Source organism: Francisella hispaniensis FSC454, assembly GCF_001885235.1.
Taxonomy (GTDB): Bacteria; Pseudomonadota; Gammaproteobacteria; order Francisellales; family Francisellaceae; genus Francisella; species Francisella hispaniensis.
Map to the genome: position 1 here is coordinate 1,698,478 of NZ_CP018093.1, position 19,962 is coordinate 1,718,439.

Consider the following 19,962-nt stretch of genomic DNA (forward strand, 5'->3'; position numbering starts at 1 on the left):
TCCTATAAATTATTCAGTGCGCTTGATCCCAGCTCTCCCCTGCATCAACATTAACCTCTAAAGGTACACTAAGCTTTACAGCTGCTTCCATTATAGATTTTATCTTTGCAACTATCTCTTCAAGCTTAGTTTTTTTAACTTCAAAAACAAGCTCATCATGAACCTGCATTACCATCTTAACTTCGCTATTATACTCCTGTAAAATCATAGTGTTAACATCTATCATTGCTTTTTTGATAATATCAGCAGCTGTGCCCTGCATTGGTGCATTAATTGCTGCTCGCTCTGCTGCATTACGCTGCATAACATTTTTTGAGTTAATTTCTGGCAAGTATAATCTTCTTCCTAATATAGTTTCAACATAACCATTTTGCTTAGCGAACTCTTTTGCCGTAGTCATATACTCCTTGACACTTGGATAGCGATTAAAATATATATCAATATATTCTTGTGCTTCAGCTCGAGGTATTTCTAACTGTTTAGCTAGACCAAAAGCACTCATACCATATATAAGACCAAAGTTTATTGCTTTAGCTTTTCTTCTTTGCTCACTACTAACCTCATCGATACCAATACCTAAAACCTCAGCAGCTGTTGCACTATGGATATCTAAGCTTTGGTTAAAAGCTTTGAGAAGATTTTTATCTTTTGATAGGTGTGCCATGATTCTAAGCTCAATTTGTGAATAATCTGCAGCAACTATACAGTAACCATTCTCGGCTATAAATGCTTCTCTAATTTTTCGCCCTTCAGGACTTTTTATTGGGATATTTTGTAAATTAGGATCCGAAGAGGATAATCTACCTGTTACGGTACCAGTTTGATTATATGAGGTATGTACACGACTATTTACATCTAACATCTTAGGTAGCTTATCTGTATATGTATTTTTAAGTTTTGATAAATGGCGATATTTCATTATCAAAGCTGCGATTTCATAGTCTTCAGCTAATTGAACTAGCACCTCTTCAGAAGTCGATACTTGACCCTTTGCTGTTTTTTTAACTGGAGGAAGACCCAGCTTCTCAAAAAGAATTTCTCTTAACTGTACTGGTGAAGATAGATTAAATTCTTGTCCGGCAAGGTTATAACATTTGCTTTCAAGCTCTTTGATAGACGTTTCAAGACTAGCACTTTGCTGAATAAGCTTAGTAGCATCTATCTTAACACCTGTTTTCTCCATCTGATTAAGAATGATAGTCAAAGGCATCTCGATTTCACAGTAAAGCTTATAAAGAGTCTCATCTTGCTCCAATAAAGCTTTAAAATGATTAAAAAGTCTAAAAGTAATATCAGCATCTTCAGCAGCATACTTAGCAACAATTTCGATATCTATCTGATCCAAAGTTTGTTGGTGTTTACCAGTACCGGCTATTGCAGTATAAGCGATTGGTTCTATGCCAAGGTGTTCTTTAGAGAGACTATCCATATCATGCTTACCACTACTTTTTAGCACATACGCCATAATCATCGTATCATCGACTTTACCGTTTATCTCGATTGCATATTTTGATAGAACTTTTTCATCAAATTTAAAGTTGTGTGCAACTTTCGCTTTCTTGACATCCGCAAATAACCGTTTTAGCTTATCTAAGACAAATCCTAGTTCTAGTTGCTGTGGCACACCTAAGTATCTATGTTGTAATGGGATATAAAAAGCTCGTCCTTCTTTTGCACAAAAAGATAAGCCCACCAAATTTGCTTCATAAGTATTTAAAGAATCGGTTTCAGTGTCAAAAGCAAAGCTATCAGATTTCTCTAGTTCTGCAATCAGATCATCAAGCTGGCTTTGTGTGGTAATAGCAATATATTCAATAGCAATACTAGCAGCTTGTACTTGGCTAGATAGCATCTTAGTATTATCATTATCAAAGTCTTTTAGTAAAGACTTAAACTCATATCTTGTGTAAGCTTCTATAAGATATGCTTTATCAGCTGCCCTACATTTCAGATCCTCTACAGTCAAATCAAGCTCAAGATCACATTTAATTGTCGCCAATTGATAAGATAGCTTGAGTAAATCAATATTATTGCGCAGGTTTTCACCAACTTTACCTTTAATTTGCTGTTGGTTTGCGATTATACCATCAATATTTTGATAGTCTTGTAACCATTTAACTGCTGTTTTAGGACCAACCTTTGGAATACCTGGAATATTATCTGATGAATCACCCATTAAAGCTAAATAATCTATTATCTGTTGTGGACTAATTTGATATTTTTGCAGCACCCCCGCAACATCTGTGGTAACGTTTTTCATTGAGTCATATAAAACTATATTATCTGTAACTAACTGAGCCATATCTTTATCACCAGTAGAGATGATAATTTGATAACCTTGTTTTTGAAGATTTTGCGCTAAGGTACCTATTACATCATCCGCCTCGACACCATCTTCAATAATAACAGGAAAACCCATTTTCTTAATAATCTGATGTAATGGTTCAATTTGGACTCTTAGCTCATCATCCATATCTTTACGATGTGCTTTATATTCTGGATATAACTGATGACGAAAATTCTTACCCTTTACATCAAAAACAACCGCAACATACTCAGTATCATACATTGTTGGCAATTTCTTGAGCATATTGATAACACCAATGATTGCCCCAGTAGGTTCACCTTGACTATTAGTAAGATGCGGTAAAGCGTGATAAGCTCTAAAAAGGTATGAAGAGCCATCGACTAAAACAATTTTTTTCATAGATTTTATTGCAATTTTTTTATCATTCTAATAGTAATATATATGCTCTAGTATAGCAAATTCATTTGTTGTAACAGTGTTGTTTTATGAGATTTTTAAATATCAATATCTAAAGCTATATCTAGATACCACCAATTAGGTTTAGCAAAATTTTTGCATTTGATAGCATCTTTATATGTCATCACTACAGTTATAGTACTATCTATATCCTCAAAATCGCTCTGAGTAAACTTATGATGATCTTTAAAAACTTTTTTAGCGGTCATATTTATAGCATTATCTTCTAAAGTCTTAAAAAATTTTGTTGGATTACCAATCCCTGCTATAGCTATTACATTTTGATTCTTAAATTTAGTCTTAGCGACCTTTTCCATCGTTAGTAAATTAACAAACTCAGTAGCCACTATTTTTGCATAAGTTACATTTTTATAGTTTTTGAGTAACTCTCTATCTTGACCTGAACAGTTACCTATAACTATAATCTGATCTACTTTTTTAAGTCTCTCAATTGGCTCTCTGAGTGGACCAGCAGGCAAACATAACTTATTACCAAACATCCTAGTAGCATCTACAACTACTATTTCTTTATCTCGAGCTAATTTATAGTGTTGCAAACCATCATCAGATATGATTATATCAGTGTCAGGAAAATTCTTTTCAATGTATTTAACAGCTTCAACTCTCTCTGGAGCGATAACTATTGGTACCTTTGCTTGCAAAGCATCAAATAACATCGCAGGCTCATCGCCACATTGAGTTGCTAGAGTACTATTTGTTACTTCAAAAGGATAATTATCAGCCTTTGCACCATAACCACGACTAATTATAGTCGTTTTTTTATGTTGTGCTAAATACTGTTGAGCTAACATTCTAACAACCGGAGTTTTGCCAGTACCTCCAACAGAAATATTACCAACGACTATTATAGGAATTTTTGATTTATATTGCTTAAGCTGCTGTTTTATTTTACGTTTATTTGCAACTTTTGTAAAAACCAAAGATATTGGTTGTAGCAAACGACTAAGCAAACTTGGTTTTGATCTGTACCAAATCTTATCTAGCATAAATACTATTGCAGTCCCGATTGATAAAGCCTCGTATAAAGTCCACCTTGCTCTAGCAACTCTTGATGCTTACCACTTTCAACAACCTTACCACCATCCATCACGACAATTTTATCGGCATTTTCAACAGTACTAAGCCTATGAGCTATAACTATCGTAGTACATGATTTAGTCAAACTTTCAAGAGCTAGCTGTACTACTCTCTCAGACTCATTATCAAGAGCACTAGTTGCCTCATCAAATATCAGCACAGGAGCATTTTTTAATAAAGCTCTTGCTATTGATATTCTTTGACGCTGTCCTCCTGATAGCTTTGAACCATTATTACCTATATTTGTATGGATACCATCAGATAATTCTTGGACAAACTCATATGCATTAGCTCTTTTTAGTGCATCGATTACTTCCTCTTCGGAAACCTCTCTTGAAAGGCCAAAAGCTATATTATTATAAACTGTATCATCAAATAAATGAACATTCTGTGAAACTATAGACAAGTGCGACCTTAAATTCTCTAAAGTTAATTCTCTTGTATCAACTTCATCAAGAAGAATCTCACCTTTATGCTGAGTGTAAAATCTCGATATAATACTAGTTAAAGTAGTTTTACCACTTCCTGACTTACCAACAAATGCTACAGTCTGGCCTGCTTTGATATCGACACTTACGCCACTAAGTACTTTATGTTCACCAAAAGCAAAACTTAGATCTTTGATAGTTACATTACCATCAACTTTAGCTAATTCCTTACTACCAGTTTCTTTCTCTGCTGGATAATCAAGGATATAAAATATATCCTCAGTTGCTGCTACGGCTTTTTGAATAACAACATTTACTTTTGTAAGATTCTTAATCGGTTTTAGAATAGCTGCTGCAGCTGCAAAGAAAGAAGCAAAAGACCCTGCTGTTAACCAAGATGAACCACCTCCGTCATTAGTACCGAATATAGCAATTGTAAATAATGAGAAAGCTAAAACTAAAGAAGCAATAATTTGTATTACTGGCGATGTCAGTGCATCTAATGCTATCGTTCTAATTTGCTGTGAGTATGTATAATCAAGATTTTTAAAGAACTTATTTTGCTGTTTTTGTTGCGCACCAAAAATTCTTATTTCTTTGTAGTTTCTAATCGTCTCTTCAGCTGTGTGGGTAACATTACCCATTGATGATTGAGTATTCCTACTTAAATTCCTAAATTTTTTGTTAATGATCGATATAAATAATCCAAGGAATGGTCCAACAACTATCAAAAATAATGATAATTGCCAACTTGAGACAAACATTACAATAATTAGTCCAATAACAAAAGTTCCATCTTGGACAACTGTTATAATTGCAGTTGAGGTAGCCTCTGTAACTTGGTCAACATTGTATAATAATCTTGAGATAATCTGCCCTGTTGAATGCTTATCAAAGAAGCTAGCTGGTAGATCCATAAATCTTTTGTAGATGTCTTTTCTAAACTTATAGACAACTTTCTGTCCCAAAGAGCCTATAAAATACTGTGACACAAATGAGCCCACTGATCTTAGTGCTAGTAAACCAACCATACCAACACCCATAAGCATCAGTATAGTAGAGCTTTGTTTAGTAATCCCGCCACCAGGACCAAAACCATAATTCAAAATTGGATTAATAAGATATATCATTGAGGCATCAGCAGCTGAGAAGAATATACTGCCGATAGCAGCTAAAACTAAGAAGTGCCATAAATGTTTAACTTGAACTAACAACCTTTTATAAAGAGTACCTACTTTCTGCTTATTTGTCATTTCTCCACTTAGATTACTAGATCCCTGAGACTTAAGATCTATTTTATCAATCATATTAGCCATAAAAATTTATAAAGTTGTTAAAAAAGCGACACGAATAACAAATAATTATACACTTTTTTCTGCTAACATAAAGTAATCAAAGAGATGTTTAACTTATTTAAGCAATGAAATCTTACTTAGTTGGTGGTGCTGTTAGAGATATGTTATTAGGCATAACACCTAAAGATAAAGATTGGGTAGTTGTTGGTGCAACTGAAAACGAGATGCTAGCAAATGGATTTATAAAAATACCAGCCAACTTTCCAGTTTTTATCCACCCAGAAACCAAACAAGAGTATACTTTAGCAAGATCAGAAAAGAAAACTGCCAATGGCTATCATGGTTTTGAGGTTAATTTCTCAAAAAATATAAGTCTCGAGGAAGACCTTAAGCGTAGAGATCTTACAATTAACTCAATAGCCATCGATCAAAATAATAAAGTAATTGACCCTTTTAATGGCCAAGCCGATCTTCAAAATAGAATTTTACGCCATACTTCAATAGCTTTTATCGAAGACCCTCTGCGTGTAGTTAGGCTTGCTCGTTTCAAGGCTCAACTTAGTAACTTCAATTTCTCAATAGCTCAAGAAACACACACGCTTGTAAAAGAATTAGTCAAATCAGGTGAATTAAACCATTTAACGCGAGAAAGATTGCATATAGAGTTTATTAAAGCTCTAATTAACCCTAATATTTTCTTTATCACCTTAGATGAATTAGAAGCTTTAAAACCAATATTCCCAAACATCAATAGAGTTTTATCATTAGTGCCTGATAGATCTTTTTTTGAAAATTCCATCTATCAAAACTCCTCTGTCGATGAAAAAATAACTCTTTGTCTACTGAAGGTTCCACAAGGACAATTAGATCATCTTAGAAAGGAGCTCTTATTGACAAATAAACAGTACAAACTTTTAAAAGCAAGCATGACAATTAGTAAAATACTCAAAGATAAAACTATAACTGCTGAAGAAATATTTCAACTAATTAAAAGTGCAAATATTCTACGTGACAAAAACTTATATGAAAATAGTTTAAATATCTACAAAAAACACCTAAGCATACGTAGCTTTAAAACTCCACTTAGGGATTATCAGCTATTACAGGTTGCCATTAAAATTATAAATAGCATAAATATTGATAAGTTAATAGCAAAAACACCTAAAGATAAACTTAGAGCTGAGCTAAACCAGCTATATATAGATATTATAAAAAAGCAACTAAAATTATGATACAATTAGAAAATTATTTTTGCGTATTGAACATATAATGAAAAAACTAGGTAACTATATATTTATATTTAATACCTTAGCTTGCTTTGTAGCCTTAGGCGGAATCATTTTCACTATTATTGTTTTAGATTGGAAACCATGCCCGATGTGCCTACTTCAGCAATTATGTGTATTATGTATTATGCTAGTTAGCTTATCAGTGTTGGCGGTAAAAAAATTTAAAAGCTTTTCTACGCTTTTACAATTTATAACTATCATAGTCATCGCAATAGGTGCTTATATCGCCGCAGATCAAGCTTACTTGCAATATTTCGTGACAGATACTGGTGTTGACAATGCTGCTACCTGTGGAGCTATTAACAATAAATTTTTACTTGATGCTACCAGATCAATCACTGGAACAATCAATAGTTGTACTGATATTTCTGAAAAAATATCTGGTATTAGTTTAGCCATATATAGTTTTATATTTTTTATATCATTATTGATCATAAATTGTATAAATTTTTTAGTTAGAATATTAAAAAAATAATGGGATAAAACAGTGGATTTTAAAAAGTCTTTTTCAGATATTAAACAAAAAATAAATTCAAGCAAAAGAAACTATGCTATTTTTGTTATAGCAACTGTAATTCTAGCTTGGCTTGTGCTTGGAAAACTTGGAATATCATTAGCAATTGTATATTTTATCTTCCAAATTAACTATATCAAGAATAAGCTCCATAAACTTAAAGATAAAAAAACCGCATCGATTGCTATTGTGGTTGCAACCCTAATGCTTTTTGGTGGAATTTTTGGTTTTGCTGAGTTTATTCAAAGCATGATCAAAAAAGGTATGGCAGCATATGTGCCTCAGCCTGTTGCAGTAACGTCATCAGTAGTTGAAAAAACTGATTGGAAACAAGTTATTAACACAATCGGTGAGGCTCAAGCAGTTCAAACTACAGAGATATCTTCTCAATCTGGAGGAATTGTTAGTGAAATTAATTTTAAGAGTGGTCAAGAGGTTAAGAAAGGCGATCTACTCTTCAAGCTAGATACTAGTCAACTCAAAGCTAACCTTGAAGAAGCATTATCAAATCTTAAATTAGCTAAAATAACTAAAGATCGTTATAACAAGCTCGTTGAGCAAAAAGCCACCTCAAAAGAATCTGCTGATAAGGCTAATGCTGACTATCTATCTGCACTAGCTCAAGTACAAAATATAGAATCACAAATTGGTTTCAAAGAAGTTAGAGCACCTTTTGATGGTAAGATTGGTATTAGAAATATTAGTTTGGGGCAATATTTTAACAATGGCGATAATGCTGCGACCCTTACTACAATTGACCCTATATTCATTACATTCCCTGTACCTCAAAATAAAGTAAGTATGATAAGTGTTGGTCAAGAGATAAACTTCTACTCTGATTCATATCCTGGTGAAACCTTTACTGGAAAAATAACAGCAATTAACTCTTTTATTAATGACTCTAATAGATCAATTACTGTTCAAGCAACCTATGCAAATCCTCACCATAAGATTGTTGCGGGAATGTTTTTAACAGTTCATGTTAGTTTACCAGTTAGAAAGAACTCTATTGTAATACCTCGTAATGCCATCTCATATAGTCTCTATGGTCAATCGGTATTTACCTTAGAACCAGAAATGAAAGATGGTAAACCTGTAAAAGCATCTTATACATCTACTGCTGATGGCGGCATGAAAACCATCAACACCGATAAAACACTATACAAAGTAGGCCAAGCGAACATCGAAGTGCTTGAAACAAGAAATAATCTCGCTTTAGTCACAGGTTTAGAACCAGGAACGACAATCATTACATCTGGTCAAAATAAAGTCCATAAAGGTATGAATGCTATCATAAACAATAGTGTAGAAATTAACAACAACATATACAAGCAAGGAATTCAGTAATGCGTCTTATTGATCTTTTTATCAGAAGGCCAGTATTATCCCTTTCAATAAGCTTTATGATTATTGTTGTTGGGGTAGGTTCATTTTTTAAACTTCAGGTTAGACAATATCCGTACATAGATAGCGCGACAATTACAGTCACAACATCATATCCAGGAGCAAATCCAGCTACTATTCAAGCATTTGTCACTAGACCTTTAGAAGCTGCAGTTGGCTCATCAAAAGGTATTGATTATATGACTTCTGAATCAGCACTAGGAACTAGTACAATCACTGTATATGTAAAGCTTGGATATAATACAAATGATGTACTCTCAGAAGTAGTACAAAATGTTAACTCTGTGCTTAATCAGTTACCACAAGATGCGTACTCTCCAGCTATCAAACTTAATCCTGCTGATAACTTCCCCTCTTTGATTTTAGCTTTTACTAGTAAAACAATGAATACTTCAGAGATATCAGCATATATAAACTCTGAGCTGACTCCAAAACTACTTGCTGAGGGCGGGTTATCAGAAATTAATGTCTGGGGTAATATGCCATATGCAATGCGTATTTATCCAAATAAAACTCGCATGGCTGAGTATGGTATAACACCGACCGAACTAGCAACAGCAATAGGCTCTAATAGTTTAGTTTCAGCAGGTGGCCAAATCCAAGGTCCGTACCTAAACTATACGCTTAATCCTGAAACCAGCATGTCTACAGCTCAAGAATATAGAAATCTGATTATCAAGAAAAGTGATAATCAAATAGTTCGCCTTAGTGATGTAGCTAGAGTAGAGCTAGGTGCACAAAACTATAACTCCTCAGTATATTTTGATGGTAAAAATGCCGTGCTTGCAGGTGCTGTTGTATCACCTGAAGAGAATCCTCTTGATGTTGTCCACCGATTAGTCAAACAGCTTCCAAATATCAAAGCTTCTCTACCTAATGGCTTAAATGTTGATGTTGCTTATAATAGTACCTTGTATATAGAGAGTTCTATTGATGAAGTATTACATACTTTACTAGAAGCTGTAATTATCGTATCTATAGTAATGTTCCTATTCTTAGGCTCATTACGAGCTATTATTATACCAATAATTGCTATCCCATTATCGATTATAGGATCATTTTTCCTTATGAGTATTATGGGATTCTCGATTAATCTACTCACATTACTAGCAATGATTTTAGCTATAGGATTAGTAGTTGATGATGCAATCGTTGTCCTAGAGAATATTTATCGTCATATTGAAGAAGGTATGGAGCCTTTCGCTGCTGCGATCAAAGGTGCTCGAGAAATTGCTAATCCCGTAATACTAATGACTCTAACGCTTATAGTTGTTTATGCTCCTATCGGTATGATGGGTGGATTTACTGGACAACTTTTCACAGAGTTTGCATACTCACTTGCCGGCGCTGTGCTTATCTCCGGTGTGGTTGCGTATACTCTCTCCCCAATGATGTGCTCAAAGGTTCTTAACCGTGAAATGATGAGCTCAAAGCTAGTCAAATTTATTGATAATGTTTTTAGTAAACTAGCAGCAAAATACAAAGCCTTACTAATGTTCGTTTTAGATATCAAACCTGCTATAGCAATTGTTGGAATTATAGTTTTAGCAAGCTGTTTTATCATGGGGAGAGGTATTAAATCTGAATTAGCTCCAAATGAAGATATGGGCTTTTTAGGAGTTATGGGACAAGCTCCTTCATCAGCAAACATTAACTACTTAGAAACTTTTGGCAAAAAGTTAGCTAGTACACTTAATGAAATTCCAGGTAAACAAAATGTCTTTATTCTGAATGGTGTAATGAGCTCTAATGTGATTTTTGGAGGTTTCATTATGAAGCCTTGGGATGAACGAAAAGTATCACAACAACAGGCTGCAAATATTGCTCAAGCTAAAGTCACTGAATTACCTGGTATTCAAACATATACCTACCAAACACCTGCTTTACCAGGGATTCCACGCGGAGCCCCACTATCATTAGTTATTCAAAGTGTCAATGACTATGAAGCTATCGATGAGATCACTAATAAAATCATTCAAAAAATGATGACAAGTGGATTATTTGTGTTTGCACAAAGTGACCTTAAGTTTGATAACCCTATTGTTGATATTAATATTGATCGTGATAAGGCTGGGATTTTAGGTATTACAATGTCTGATATTGCCAAAACTCTAGGTTATTCATACGCTGGAGGTTATATTAATTATTTCTTTTTAAAAGGTTATAGTTTCCAAGTTATTCCACAGTTAGCTAGAAATGAGATGCTTACTCAGGAACAACTTGGCAATATTTATATTCGTTCTGATGAAATAAATAATCTATTTAACTCTGAGGTGCCATTGTCAGCTTTAGTAACATTCAAAACAGAGGGACAACCTCTTACGCTAAATACTTTCCAACAGTTAAATGCATCGACAATTTCAGCTGTTATGGCGCCAGGGATAACTCAAGGACAAGCTATAGAATATGTCCAAAGTGTTGTCAAAAGCATGCTTCCTGAAGGCTTTTCATACAACTTCTCAGGTTCAGCGCGTCAATATATTGAAAATGGTAACACGATGATGGTTGCATTTGCATTTGCAATTGTTCTAATATTCTTGGCACTTTCAGCACAGTTTGAGAGTTTTAGAGACTCATTAGTAATCTTAGTCACCATACCTATGGCAATCTCTGGAGCATTAATCCCGCTTTATGTTGGACAATATTTAGGCGCTAGCTGGGCATCTTTAAATATTTATACTCAGCTAGGACTAGTTACTTTGATAGGTTTGATATCAAAACAAGGTATTATGGTCGTTGAATTTGCTAACCACTTACAAAAACATAATGGCATGAACAAATATGATGCTATTGTTACATCATCTTCTCAAAGACTAAGACCAATATTAATGACTGTATCAGCAATGGTAGTTGGTGTAATACCTCTTGTTACTTCATCTGGAGCTGGGGCAATTAGTAGAAACTGTATTGGTGTAGTTATATCAAGTGGTCTAGTTATTGGTGCAATATTTTCGCTATTTGTATTACCAGTCGTATATATGTATATAGCTAGTGACAAATCTAAATCAGTCAAAACTGATGCTGAACAACAACAAATAATAGATCAAATAAAATAATTCAATTATCAAAATAGATTTATTTTCAATAAAAATACTTGCATAAAACAAAAAGGAAATTATCTTACTACTTGGATAATTAATAACTCTTTGATATGCTAATATTTTAAGATAGTAATCTAGATCAATTTATGGATAAGTCACATTTACCAAATACAAAAATCTTAGTCATTTTAGCTTGGATAATATGCTTAATTGCAACGTTAAATTATAGTTATGATTTTTTTATTCGTGCCGCACCAAGTGTCATGGGTAGTAATTTGATTCTTGATTTTGGCATTAGTCACACAGAATTAGGTATGCTTTCATCTGCATACTTTGTATCATATACAATTATGCAAATACCCGCGGGAATTATACTCGATAAATATAATCGCAAAATAGTAATCAGTATTGCTACTGCCTTTTGTGTTTTAGGAAACTACTTGTTCTCAGCTACCAACTATTATGAAGTAGCATATATTGGTAGAATATTTATGGGTATTGGTTCTGCATTTGGCTTTATAGGTGCCGCAAAAAATGGCTGGGATGTGGCTTCCAGAGAAGCTTTTTTCAACTTTCATAGGTTTTGCAACAGTCGTTGGGATTCTAGGTGGTTTAGTTACTGATACATTACTCTCAAGCTTAGTTTCTGACCTTGGTTGGAGAGACGGTAATGCAGTATTTACATACATAGGTGTTGGTATTCTACTACTTATCCTAATATTTATTCGTGATAATCCTAAGCATGTTGCGAAATTCACCCACTTAAGTGAAGCTAATTTTAAAGAAACTATAATAAAAGTATTAAAAATATTCTGTAACCTAAAGTTTTGGGCTGCAAGTATTATAGGTGCTGTACTGTTTATCCCAATTAATGTTTTAGGTTCTCTTTGGGGTGTGGGGCTAATTCAAGCTAAATTTGGTTTAACCCAAGAAGTTGCTTCACATTTAAATGGCGCGCTATTCATTGGTGCTGCTGTTGGCTTTACAATTGCTGCGATTATTGCTTCACTAACAAATAGATATCGTCTAATGCTTATTTTAAGTATAGTTTCGCTTGCTATTATTCTAGCTATTATACTTTATGTACCAATGAGTTTATCGGTATTTACGGTATTGTATTTCTTACTTGGAGCCGCAGCTGGTCCTCAAGCTGTAACTTTTGGAATAGCGAAAATAATCTCACCAAAAGGAACTACAGGCTCAGCAACAGCAGGTGTAAATATGATAAATAACTTCGTACCGATTATTTTACTACCACTTGTTGGTTACATCCTTACACACTTTGGTACATTTATAGCAAACTCAAAGACTATATATACTATTGTAAGTTATCAAAATGCTCTTGATATGGTAATAATATTCTTATTAGTTTGCCTACCAATTGCTATGCTTATACCTAAGCAAATACAACCAGATCTTAATCACTAATAAATATTTTAATTAATAATCTTTTGCTTACTCTTTTTAAAACATTTTGAACATATAACCCAATAGGCATAAAAATATTACATTTTGCCATCCTAAATACTTATAGTGAGATGCTGAAATAAATTCAGCATGGCCTTTTTATCTATAGTTTTGTTTTGTTAGAATATCTCTGCTACTAATAGTCTTCGAGACCATACTAGCAAATATTTTTTAACTTTATCTATTATGAATACAAAAAAATATTTGTACATATATAAGACAAACAACCCTATAGTCAAAATAATCAACATAAAGCCAAGCAATATCATGGTCTATAACAATTACCACGATTGTAGCAAACATTATTACCAATTGATCAACTTAGTTATACCTATAGATATTTTATCCAAAAAAAATACAACTGGATTACAGATCATAAACACAGATAAAGAATTTATTTAAAAGATGTCGCAATGTTAAGAATTTCATCCAGTCGCTCATCAGTATCAGCAATAACTAGAATCATAACCTTATTATTCAAATCAAGATTACCAATACAGGTAATAATGACTCCCTCACTATCACCATAATTATAGTCGACACCATTTATTTTAAGATATTGATGATAATCATCTATAGTTGAACCTTTAGGCACTACGACATTATTATGCCCTACCCAAGGCTTATGCTTACCATCACGTAACTCATAAGCTAAGAATCCAGCATATATTGCCCCTGTTTGTCTTGCATTTACTTCAAGCACATAAGGAACTATTTGACCATTGATTTCGCGTATAAGAAGATCAACTCCAACTATACCTCTGACTCCCATATCACGCAATATCTCTGTCATCCGTGCACATAACTCAATCACAGCAGGTTCTTCACTAAATTTAGATTTGTATTTATTACCTAAATGAGTCTGACCAGCAAGCATCTGATCACTCAGACCCAAGCAGATATCATCCTCTTTGCTATCAGCGATGCTTACTTGAAAAGCTGGTGAACCAAGATTATCAAGCCAAGGATCTATCATAAATACTTCGACTCGATGCATAAGTTTTAAAATATCTCTTAGTTCTTTTTCACTCTCAAATCTATGGATTCCATAGCCAGAACATGCTCTTGGCATAATTACCGCACACTCATAGATTCCGTTATTTTCATATTCACGATAAATTTCTAGAGCTTTTTTCACATAATCATCATCACTAATTGTCGAGACTATATTAACACTAGGGACTAGTATTCCCTTAACATGCAACATCTGTCTAAGAAAAGACTTATCATTCAAAAACTGTGATAATGCTTCAGGCAAGCCATAGTTTTTATTATATTTTATGCCAAGTAATTCTACAGCTGTAGCTGCTGTAAATGGAACTAAATGTGTATATTCAGGATCACTAAACTCTTGAATTTGATCCGCATAATTCATAACTATAGTCGATAATCTATAATGCTCCATTAACTTATCCAAAAAGATAAAGTTATCCATAGTTATATAACTAAGACCAATTTGATTAAAATAACTAATAATTTTTTCAACCTCAGGCTGTGTTTTTTTAGGTAATATTATTTTATGATCTTTCGCTAAAAGACATAATGTACGCGTAACATACTTATTTACAAATGAGCTTACAAGATCAGCACCATATATATCAGTAGTATTTGGTATATGGATAGCTTTTTTACCCCAAATTCTCTCAGAAATAGTATTTGTTGTCTTTTTCGTCATGTGTCATGCACCCTCTTCTAATTGTTTTTGTTTTTGCGTACTTACAATAGCTTTAGCAAAAGCTTTCGCGATGAGATTTAACTTAGTATGATCTATTTCTAAACTAGCTATATCATAGTCCTCATCATCTGTTGTGGTTTTAGATAAAAGATCCTTAGGAATATCAATACATACTGTCTCTAATTCACAAACAAGATAATGTGCCACTAAATGCTCGGCAAGGATATAAGGTTTATCATACTCGACCTCAACCCCAATTTGTTGGAGCTCATAGGATAAAGACTCTAGCAAGATTTTGGATGCAAATATACCATTACGTGCATCTCCAGTAAAAAGCTCTATGGCTCTTTTTTCACCTTCTTTATGAGCATTCTTATATAACTGTATATACTCATTTAGTGTGTCTGGAGTTTCTATTACAGCTTCGGAGTATCTCTCTTGTACTATATTTGGAGAATAGCTAGACATTGTATGCAAATCTATTGAAATAGCATTGTAACTTTTTGCCACAGCAACAATATGGCATAATTTTTGCATATATTGATCATATAAATTGATAAGGGCTTGTTTTAATTGTGGATGCTGATCATAATCGATAATATTTCTTAAACAATTAGGATATAGTCTTCCAGCATCTAGTATTGAGCGTGGGAAAGACGGCTCAGCAACTAAAGTATATAAACCATATTCTGCATAGAGTTTTTGAGCTATAGCATGGCTAAGTGAGTGAGTACCAAAATCATACTCTATTGCTAAGAAATCATTGAAATCGTCTCTACTGAGTTTGACCAACTGTCTAATAGCAGGGAAATCAAACTCAACAAAACTTTTACCAAGCTCAGCATGAGGACATGTGATAACCACATCAAATCTTAGATTTTCTTGAGTATAGAAATACAAAACTACAGATTCATAATATTTTGTATAGAATGGTTGAGTTATATTATTCACACTATTTAACAAAACTATACTTCTTATAATTTATAATAATATGTTTGATTATAACAATTATAAAACTAATAATAAAATTCAAAATTGATTATAATTAAGCTAAATAAAATTATTTTAGTTAAAATATGCTTTTAAAAAGTAAAAAAGAAAGCTCGATACTAAGTTTTCTTGTCGTTTCTTTCGCAAGCTTTTTTGCAGTGTTTATGCTGGTTATATCAATTTTTAGCTTCTATCAAGTTAAACATCAAAATGATTCGCTCTTTGATTATCAGCTTAAAACTGCTGCGGAAGTTATCGAGACTGTACTGAAAATTTATCCTTTAGAAGATGATGAAAATACTACTCATATGATAATGAATAGAATCTCGAATTCTTTTTTAAATATAAAAAACTACAATAAAAGTATCGGCTTTATCGTATACGATCGAAAGCACAAAAAGCTCTTATTAAAGACATCTAATTTACCAAACTTTCACAAAAACTATGATGGTATAACATCTACAACAGGATTTGAATGGGTATACACCGATGAAGAGGATGGTCAGAAAAACTGGTATACCTATACTCTAAAAACTGATAATGGTAACCTTATCACAGTTTTTGCTAACGATACTATTAAAGACAAAATATCTCGCCAAATAATATTTAAATTTGCGCTACTTTTAGCATCTACATATATTGTACTCATTGGATTTATCTACTATATTTTAAGAACCGCACTTCATCCACTAGAGCGTATAAACAAACGCGTTGCTAAAATAAATCCACGTAAAAATGAAAAACTCAATGAAGATATTATACCCTATGAAATAAAATCTATTGTTGATCAAATTAATTTACTTATTGAAAAGTTCCACGAAACCCTCGAAAGAGAAAAGCGTTTCTCTGGGGATGCAGCCCATGAACTTAAAACCCCAATAGCTGGAGTTAAAACACTTGTAGAAATAGCTCTGGCATCTGATGATATAAATGAAATCAAACAAAAACTTGAACGGATCAAAAACTCAACAAATAGATATTCTCATATCATTGATCAACTATTGATATTAAGTAGAATTCAACCTAATGAACAGGTTACATTTGGTAAAAAACTTATGATAAATAAGACTCTTGAGTCATTTATTGCCGAGAATGCTATCAAGGCTATAGAGAAGGATATTGAAATAGTTTTTTATCCATCACAACAAGAATTATATTGCTATAGCAATGACTACCTGCTTGGGATACTATTTAAAAATCTAATCTCAAATGCTATAAAATATACTCCAAATGGCGGCCTCGTTGAGATTAGCTCATTCCAAGAAGAAAATAATATAGTCGTTGAGATAAAAGATAATGGTATTGGCGTACCCCAAGAAAATATTGAGCGCATTTTTGATAGATTTTATCGTGAAACAGGTACTGGTGAAGAAGGTAGTGGACTAGGTTTGGCAATCGTCGCAGAAATCGTTAGGCTTCATAATGGTAAGATCTTCGCTCAGAACAACACTGATCAAAAAGGTTTGACTATTACTGTCAAAATCCCTATGGATCATAGACAGGAGGAAGACTAAATATACCTTTCTAAAGCTTGCTGCATCTGCGGATCTTCAAAAATAAATCCCAAAGATTGTAATTTTGTCGGTTTAATATTTTGACTTGAAAGAAGTAATTCCTCGCCCATTTGACCAAACATAAGCCTTACTGCTGTTGCAGGTATTTTGATAATACGCTTTTTAGCTAGATACTTTCTTAGAAGCTCAACTAAAATCTTATGCTGACAAGCAGTTGGCGCAGTTAGATTAAATATCTCTTTAGTGTCTAGTTTGTTATTTATGACAAATTCAATAGCTCTTGATAAATCATGAGCACTTATCCAGCTCATATAGTTATGACCGTCTCCAAACATAGTTAAAAAACCAAATTTAGCTGGGATTGCCATTTTCTCAAGTACACCGCCTTTACCAATAACAACCCCAAAGCGTAGAATAGTATATCGCTGTAATTGAGAGTTAACTATACACTTTTCCCACTGATCAACAACTTTTTGTCCAAAAGTAAGCTTATCATAACTTCTATCATGATTATCTTCATCTTGTGGTAGCTTAGAAAAGTTATAATAGCCAATCGCACTAGCATTTATTAGCCAAATATTTCTATTACCTATTAGCTTTATAAGCTTATTCGTTGGCTCAATGCGACTTGATAATATTTTATTTTTAACTGCTGTTGTCCAACGTTTTTGCCCAATGTTATAACCACATAAATTTATTACAATATCATATTTAACAATATTGTCTTCTGTCAACTGCTCCCATGTTATGAAATCTTTATAGTTACCTAAACTTTGTTTTGCTACTCTAGTCAGAAGAGTTAAATGATGATTAGTACTTAAGTATTTAGATAGTTCTCTACCAACAAAACCCGAGCCTCCTGCTACTAATATTCTCATATCACCTCTCCTAGACTTTTATCAATTATCTATATTATATTGTTAAAAACAGTACAAATAACATTACATTTTATTAATATTGCTACGCTAAACTTGAGAATCTTTCTAAGATATGACAATCTTTACACAAAAAAGATTATTCAAGAATATACTCCCAACTAAAGCAAACCTACAATAAATCTTGAATAACCATAAATACTGATAATATTAATTAACGAGGTCTATTATGTACTGGGTCGAGGTTCTATCAAGAATTCAATTTGCATTCACTGTAAGTTTTCACATTTTGTTTCCAGCCTTTAGTATCGGATTATCAACATTCTTGATGATTTTTGAAGCTCTTTGGCTAATTACAAAAAACGATAAATACTTAGCTATTGTTAAATTCTGGACTAAAGTATTTGCTTTAACGTTTGGTATGGGAGTTGTCTCTGGGATTGTAATGGAATTTCAGTTTGGTGCCAACTGGGCAGGGTTTGCTGAAAAAGTAGGTCCTGTGCTTGGCTCATTATTTACCTATGAAGTACTAACAGCGTTCTTTATTGAGGCTGGTGCTTTAGGGATAATGATTTTTGGTTGGGGAAGAATAAACAAATACGTTCACTTCTTAGCAAACTTTACTATATTTGCTGGTGTTACGCTCTCAGCTTTCTGGATACTATCAGCAAACTCATGGATGCAAACCCCAGATGGTGTCAACTATATAAATGGCAATTTTGAAGTTTACAGTTGGTATCATGTTATATTTAATCCTTCAGTGATTCCTAGATATATACATATGCTTATGGCAGCATATTTAAGTACCTTAATGGTGATCTTAGGAGTTAGTGCATACTACCTTGTTAAAGATAAATATCATGGTTTTGCTAAGACTTGTATTAAATTCTCGGTAATTTCGATTTTGATATTAAGTATAAGCCAACTTGTAATTGGTGATGATGTTGGCAGAGAGGTTCATAAGAATCAACCGCTAAAAACAGCAGCAATAGAAGGCGTTTGGGATACTCAAAAAGGTGCCCCTCTAGTACTATTTGCTTATCCAAGTGAAGCACAAGAGAAGAACTTATTTGCTATAGAAATCCCTAAATTAGCATCTTTGATTAACACTCATGAGCTTAACGGTGAGCTTATCGGTTTAAAATCTGTACCTGAGAAAGATAGACCTGTCGTAGCTGTAGTGTTTTATAGCTTTAGAATAATGGTTGGTATAGGCACATTAATGATTCTAATAGGCTTAGTTGGAACCTTGTTATTAGCTAGAAAAAAAATAGAGTCGTCGAAATGGTTCTTAAAACTTTGTACTTTAACTACTCCTTTAGGGTTTGTCGCAATTATTACCGGCTGGTTCACTGCTGAATTTGGTAGACAACCTTGGGTTGTATACAATATTCTTAGAACAGATTATTCAGTTAGTGATCTTAGTTTTTGGCAAGTTTTTAGTTCGCTTGCTTCAATAATTGTTGTTTACTTTATTATATTTGGGTATTTCTACTTCAAGTATTTATTTAAAATCATTAGTAGTGGACCAAGCACTGATGGAGAAGAAAGAATGCCTTATTCATATTTCCAATCAGTAGAAAAGAATGCAGGTGAAGAGGAGTAGAT

At 33.3% G+C, this 19,962-nt stretch carries 12 protein-coding genes and 1 pseudogene; 7 read left to right on the forward strand and 6 right to left on the reverse strand.

The features are described 5' to 3' along the window. Positions 1 to 13: 13 nt before the first annotated feature. From polA to msbA, 3 genes are all read right to left on the reverse strand, one after another. Positions 14 to 2,707: a DNA polymerase I gene (polA, locus tag FSC454_RS08385; protein ID WP_066045291.1), complete on the reverse strand. Its 2,694-nt coding sequence runs from the start codon at positions 2,705 to 2,707 to the stop codon at positions 14 to 16. Between the two features lie 95 nt (positions 2,708 to 2,802). Next, entirely contained in the window at positions 2,803 to 3,771 is a 969-nt protein-coding gene (gene lpxK, locus FSC454_RS08390) for a tetraacyldisaccharide 4'-kinase (RefSeq protein ID WP_066045289.1), read from the reverse strand. A gap of 5 nt (positions 3,772 to 3,776) precedes the next feature. Continuing rightward, positions 3,777 to 5,606, reverse strand: coding sequence for a lipid A export permease/ATP-binding protein MsbA (gene msbA / locus FSC454_RS08395; RefSeq protein WP_066045288.1), 1,830 nt, complete (start codon positions 5,604 to 5,606; stop codon positions 3,777 to 3,779). Between the two features lie 104 nt (positions 5,607 to 5,710). Here msbA and FSC454_RS08400 point away from each other — a divergent pair, with 104 nt between their 5' ends. The 5 genes and pseudogenes from FSC454_RS08400 to FSC454_RS08420 all read left to right on the forward strand — a co-directional run bounded on the left by FSC454_RS08400 (position 5,711) and on the right by FSC454_RS08420 (position 13,261). Then, the gene (locus FSC454_RS08400) at positions 5,711 to 6,817 is read left to right on the forward strand and encodes a CCA tRNA nucleotidyltransferase (protein ID WP_066045286.1); all 1,107 of its coding nucleotides are present in this window, start codon (positions 5,711 to 5,713) and stop codon (positions 6,815 to 6,817) included. 37 nt (positions 6,818 to 6,854) lie between these two features. Next, positions 6,855 to 7,349 carry a disulfide bond formation protein B gene (locus FSC454_RS08405; RefSeq protein ID WP_066045284.1) on the forward strand — a complete coding sequence of 165 codons (495 nt, stop codon included), beginning with the start codon at positions 6,855 to 6,857 and terminating at the stop codon, positions 7,347 to 7,349. A 12-nt stretch (positions 7,350 to 7,361) separates the two neighbouring features. Continuing rightward, the gene (locus tag FSC454_RS08410) at positions 7,362 to 8,735 is read left to right on the forward strand and encodes an efflux RND transporter periplasmic adaptor subunit (RefSeq protein WP_014548953.1); all 1,374 of its coding nucleotides are present in this window, start codon (positions 7,362 to 7,364) and stop codon (positions 8,733 to 8,735) included. Next, positions 8,735 to 11,848 carry an efflux RND transporter permease subunit gene (locus tag FSC454_RS08415; protein WP_066045282.1) on the forward strand — a complete coding sequence of 1,038 codons (3,114 nt, stop codon included), beginning with the start codon at positions 8,735 to 8,737 and terminating at the stop codon, positions 11,846 to 11,848. The genes FSC454_RS08410 and FSC454_RS08415 overlap by 1 nt, the downstream gene beginning before the upstream one ends. A gap of 131 nt (positions 11,849 to 11,979) precedes the next feature. After that, positions 11,980 to 13,261 (forward strand): annotated as a pseudogene (locus FSC454_RS08420) (MFS transporter). A gap of 433 nt (positions 13,262 to 13,694) precedes the next feature. On the opposite strand, the gene FSC454_RS08425 reads toward FSC454_RS08420, so the two are convergent. Both FSC454_RS08425 and FSC454_RS08430 read right to left on the reverse strand, forming a co-directional pair. After that, positions 13,695 to 14,975: an ATP-grasp domain-containing protein gene (locus FSC454_RS08425; RefSeq protein WP_066045280.1), complete on the reverse strand. Its 1,281-nt coding sequence runs from the start codon at positions 14,973 to 14,975 to the stop codon at positions 13,695 to 13,697. A 3-nt stretch (positions 14,976 to 14,978) separates the two neighbouring features. Continuing rightward, complete coding sequence (locus tag FSC454_RS08430) at positions 14,979 to 15,938, reverse strand: hypothetical protein (RefSeq protein ID WP_066045278.1); 960 nt, start codon at positions 15,936 to 15,938, stop codon at positions 14,979 to 14,981. 113 nt (positions 15,939 to 16,051) lie between these two features. On the opposite strand from FSC454_RS08430, the gene FSC454_RS08435 reads away from it, so the two are divergent. Beyond that, positions 16,052 to 17,479 carry a sensor histidine kinase gene (locus tag FSC454_RS08435; RefSeq protein WP_014548958.1) on the forward strand — a complete coding sequence of 476 codons (1,428 nt, stop codon included), beginning with the start codon at positions 16,052 to 16,054 and terminating at the stop codon, positions 17,477 to 17,479. Here the strand turns inward: FSC454_RS08435 and FSC454_RS08440 are convergent. Then, positions 17,476 to 18,357 (reverse strand): TIGR01777 family oxidoreductase, encoded by an 882-nt coding sequence (locus FSC454_RS08440; RefSeq protein ID WP_014548959.1) that lies wholly within the window; start codon positions 18,355 to 18,357, stop codon positions 17,476 to 17,478. The genes FSC454_RS08435 and FSC454_RS08440 overlap by 4 nt on opposite strands. 286 nt (positions 18,358 to 18,643) lie before the next feature. On the opposite strand from FSC454_RS08440, the gene FSC454_RS08445 reads away from it, so the two are divergent. Next, the gene (locus FSC454_RS08445; protein WP_231865141.1) at positions 18,644 to 19,960 is read left to right on the forward strand and encodes a cytochrome ubiquinol oxidase subunit I; all 1,317 of its coding nucleotides are present in this window, start codon (positions 18,644 to 18,646) and stop codon (positions 19,958 to 19,960) included. Positions 19,961 to 19,962: the final 2 nt, after the last annotated feature.

Bases quoted from the DNA above. Each gene is read 5' to 3' on its own strand.
- polA (WP_066045291.1), bottom strand. From the start codon at position 2,707: ATGAAAAAAATTGTTTTAGTCGATGGCTCTTCATACCTTTTTAGAGCT.
- lpxK (WP_066045289.1), bottom strand. From the start codon at position 3,771: ATGCTAGATAAGATTTGGTACAGATCAAAACCAAGTTTGCTTAGTCGT.
- msbA (WP_066045288.1), bottom strand. From the start codon at position 5,606: ATGGCTAATATGATTGATAAAATAGATCTTAAGTCTCAGGGATCTAGT.
- FSC454_RS08400 (WP_066045286.1), top strand. From the start codon at position 5,711: ATGAAATCTTACTTAGTTGGTGGTGCTGTTAGAGATATGTTATTAGGC.
- FSC454_RS08405 (WP_066045284.1), top strand. From the start codon at position 6,855: ATGAAAAAACTAGGTAACTATATATTTATATTTAATACCTTAGCTTGC.
- FSC454_RS08415 (WP_066045282.1), top strand. From the start codon at position 8,735: ATGCGTCTTATTGATCTTTTTATCAGAAGGCCAGTATTATCCCTTTCA.
- FSC454_RS08425 (WP_066045280.1), bottom strand. From the start codon at position 14,975: ATGACGAAAAAGACAACAAATACTATTTCTGAGAGAATTTGGGGTAAA.
- FSC454_RS08435 (WP_014548958.1), top strand. From the start codon at position 16,052: ATGCTTTTAAAAAGTAAAAAAGAAAGCTCGATACTAAGTTTTCTTGTC.
- FSC454_RS08440 (WP_014548959.1), bottom strand. From the start codon at position 18,357: ATGAGAATATTAGTAGCAGGAGGCTCGGGTTTTGTTGGTAGAGAACTA.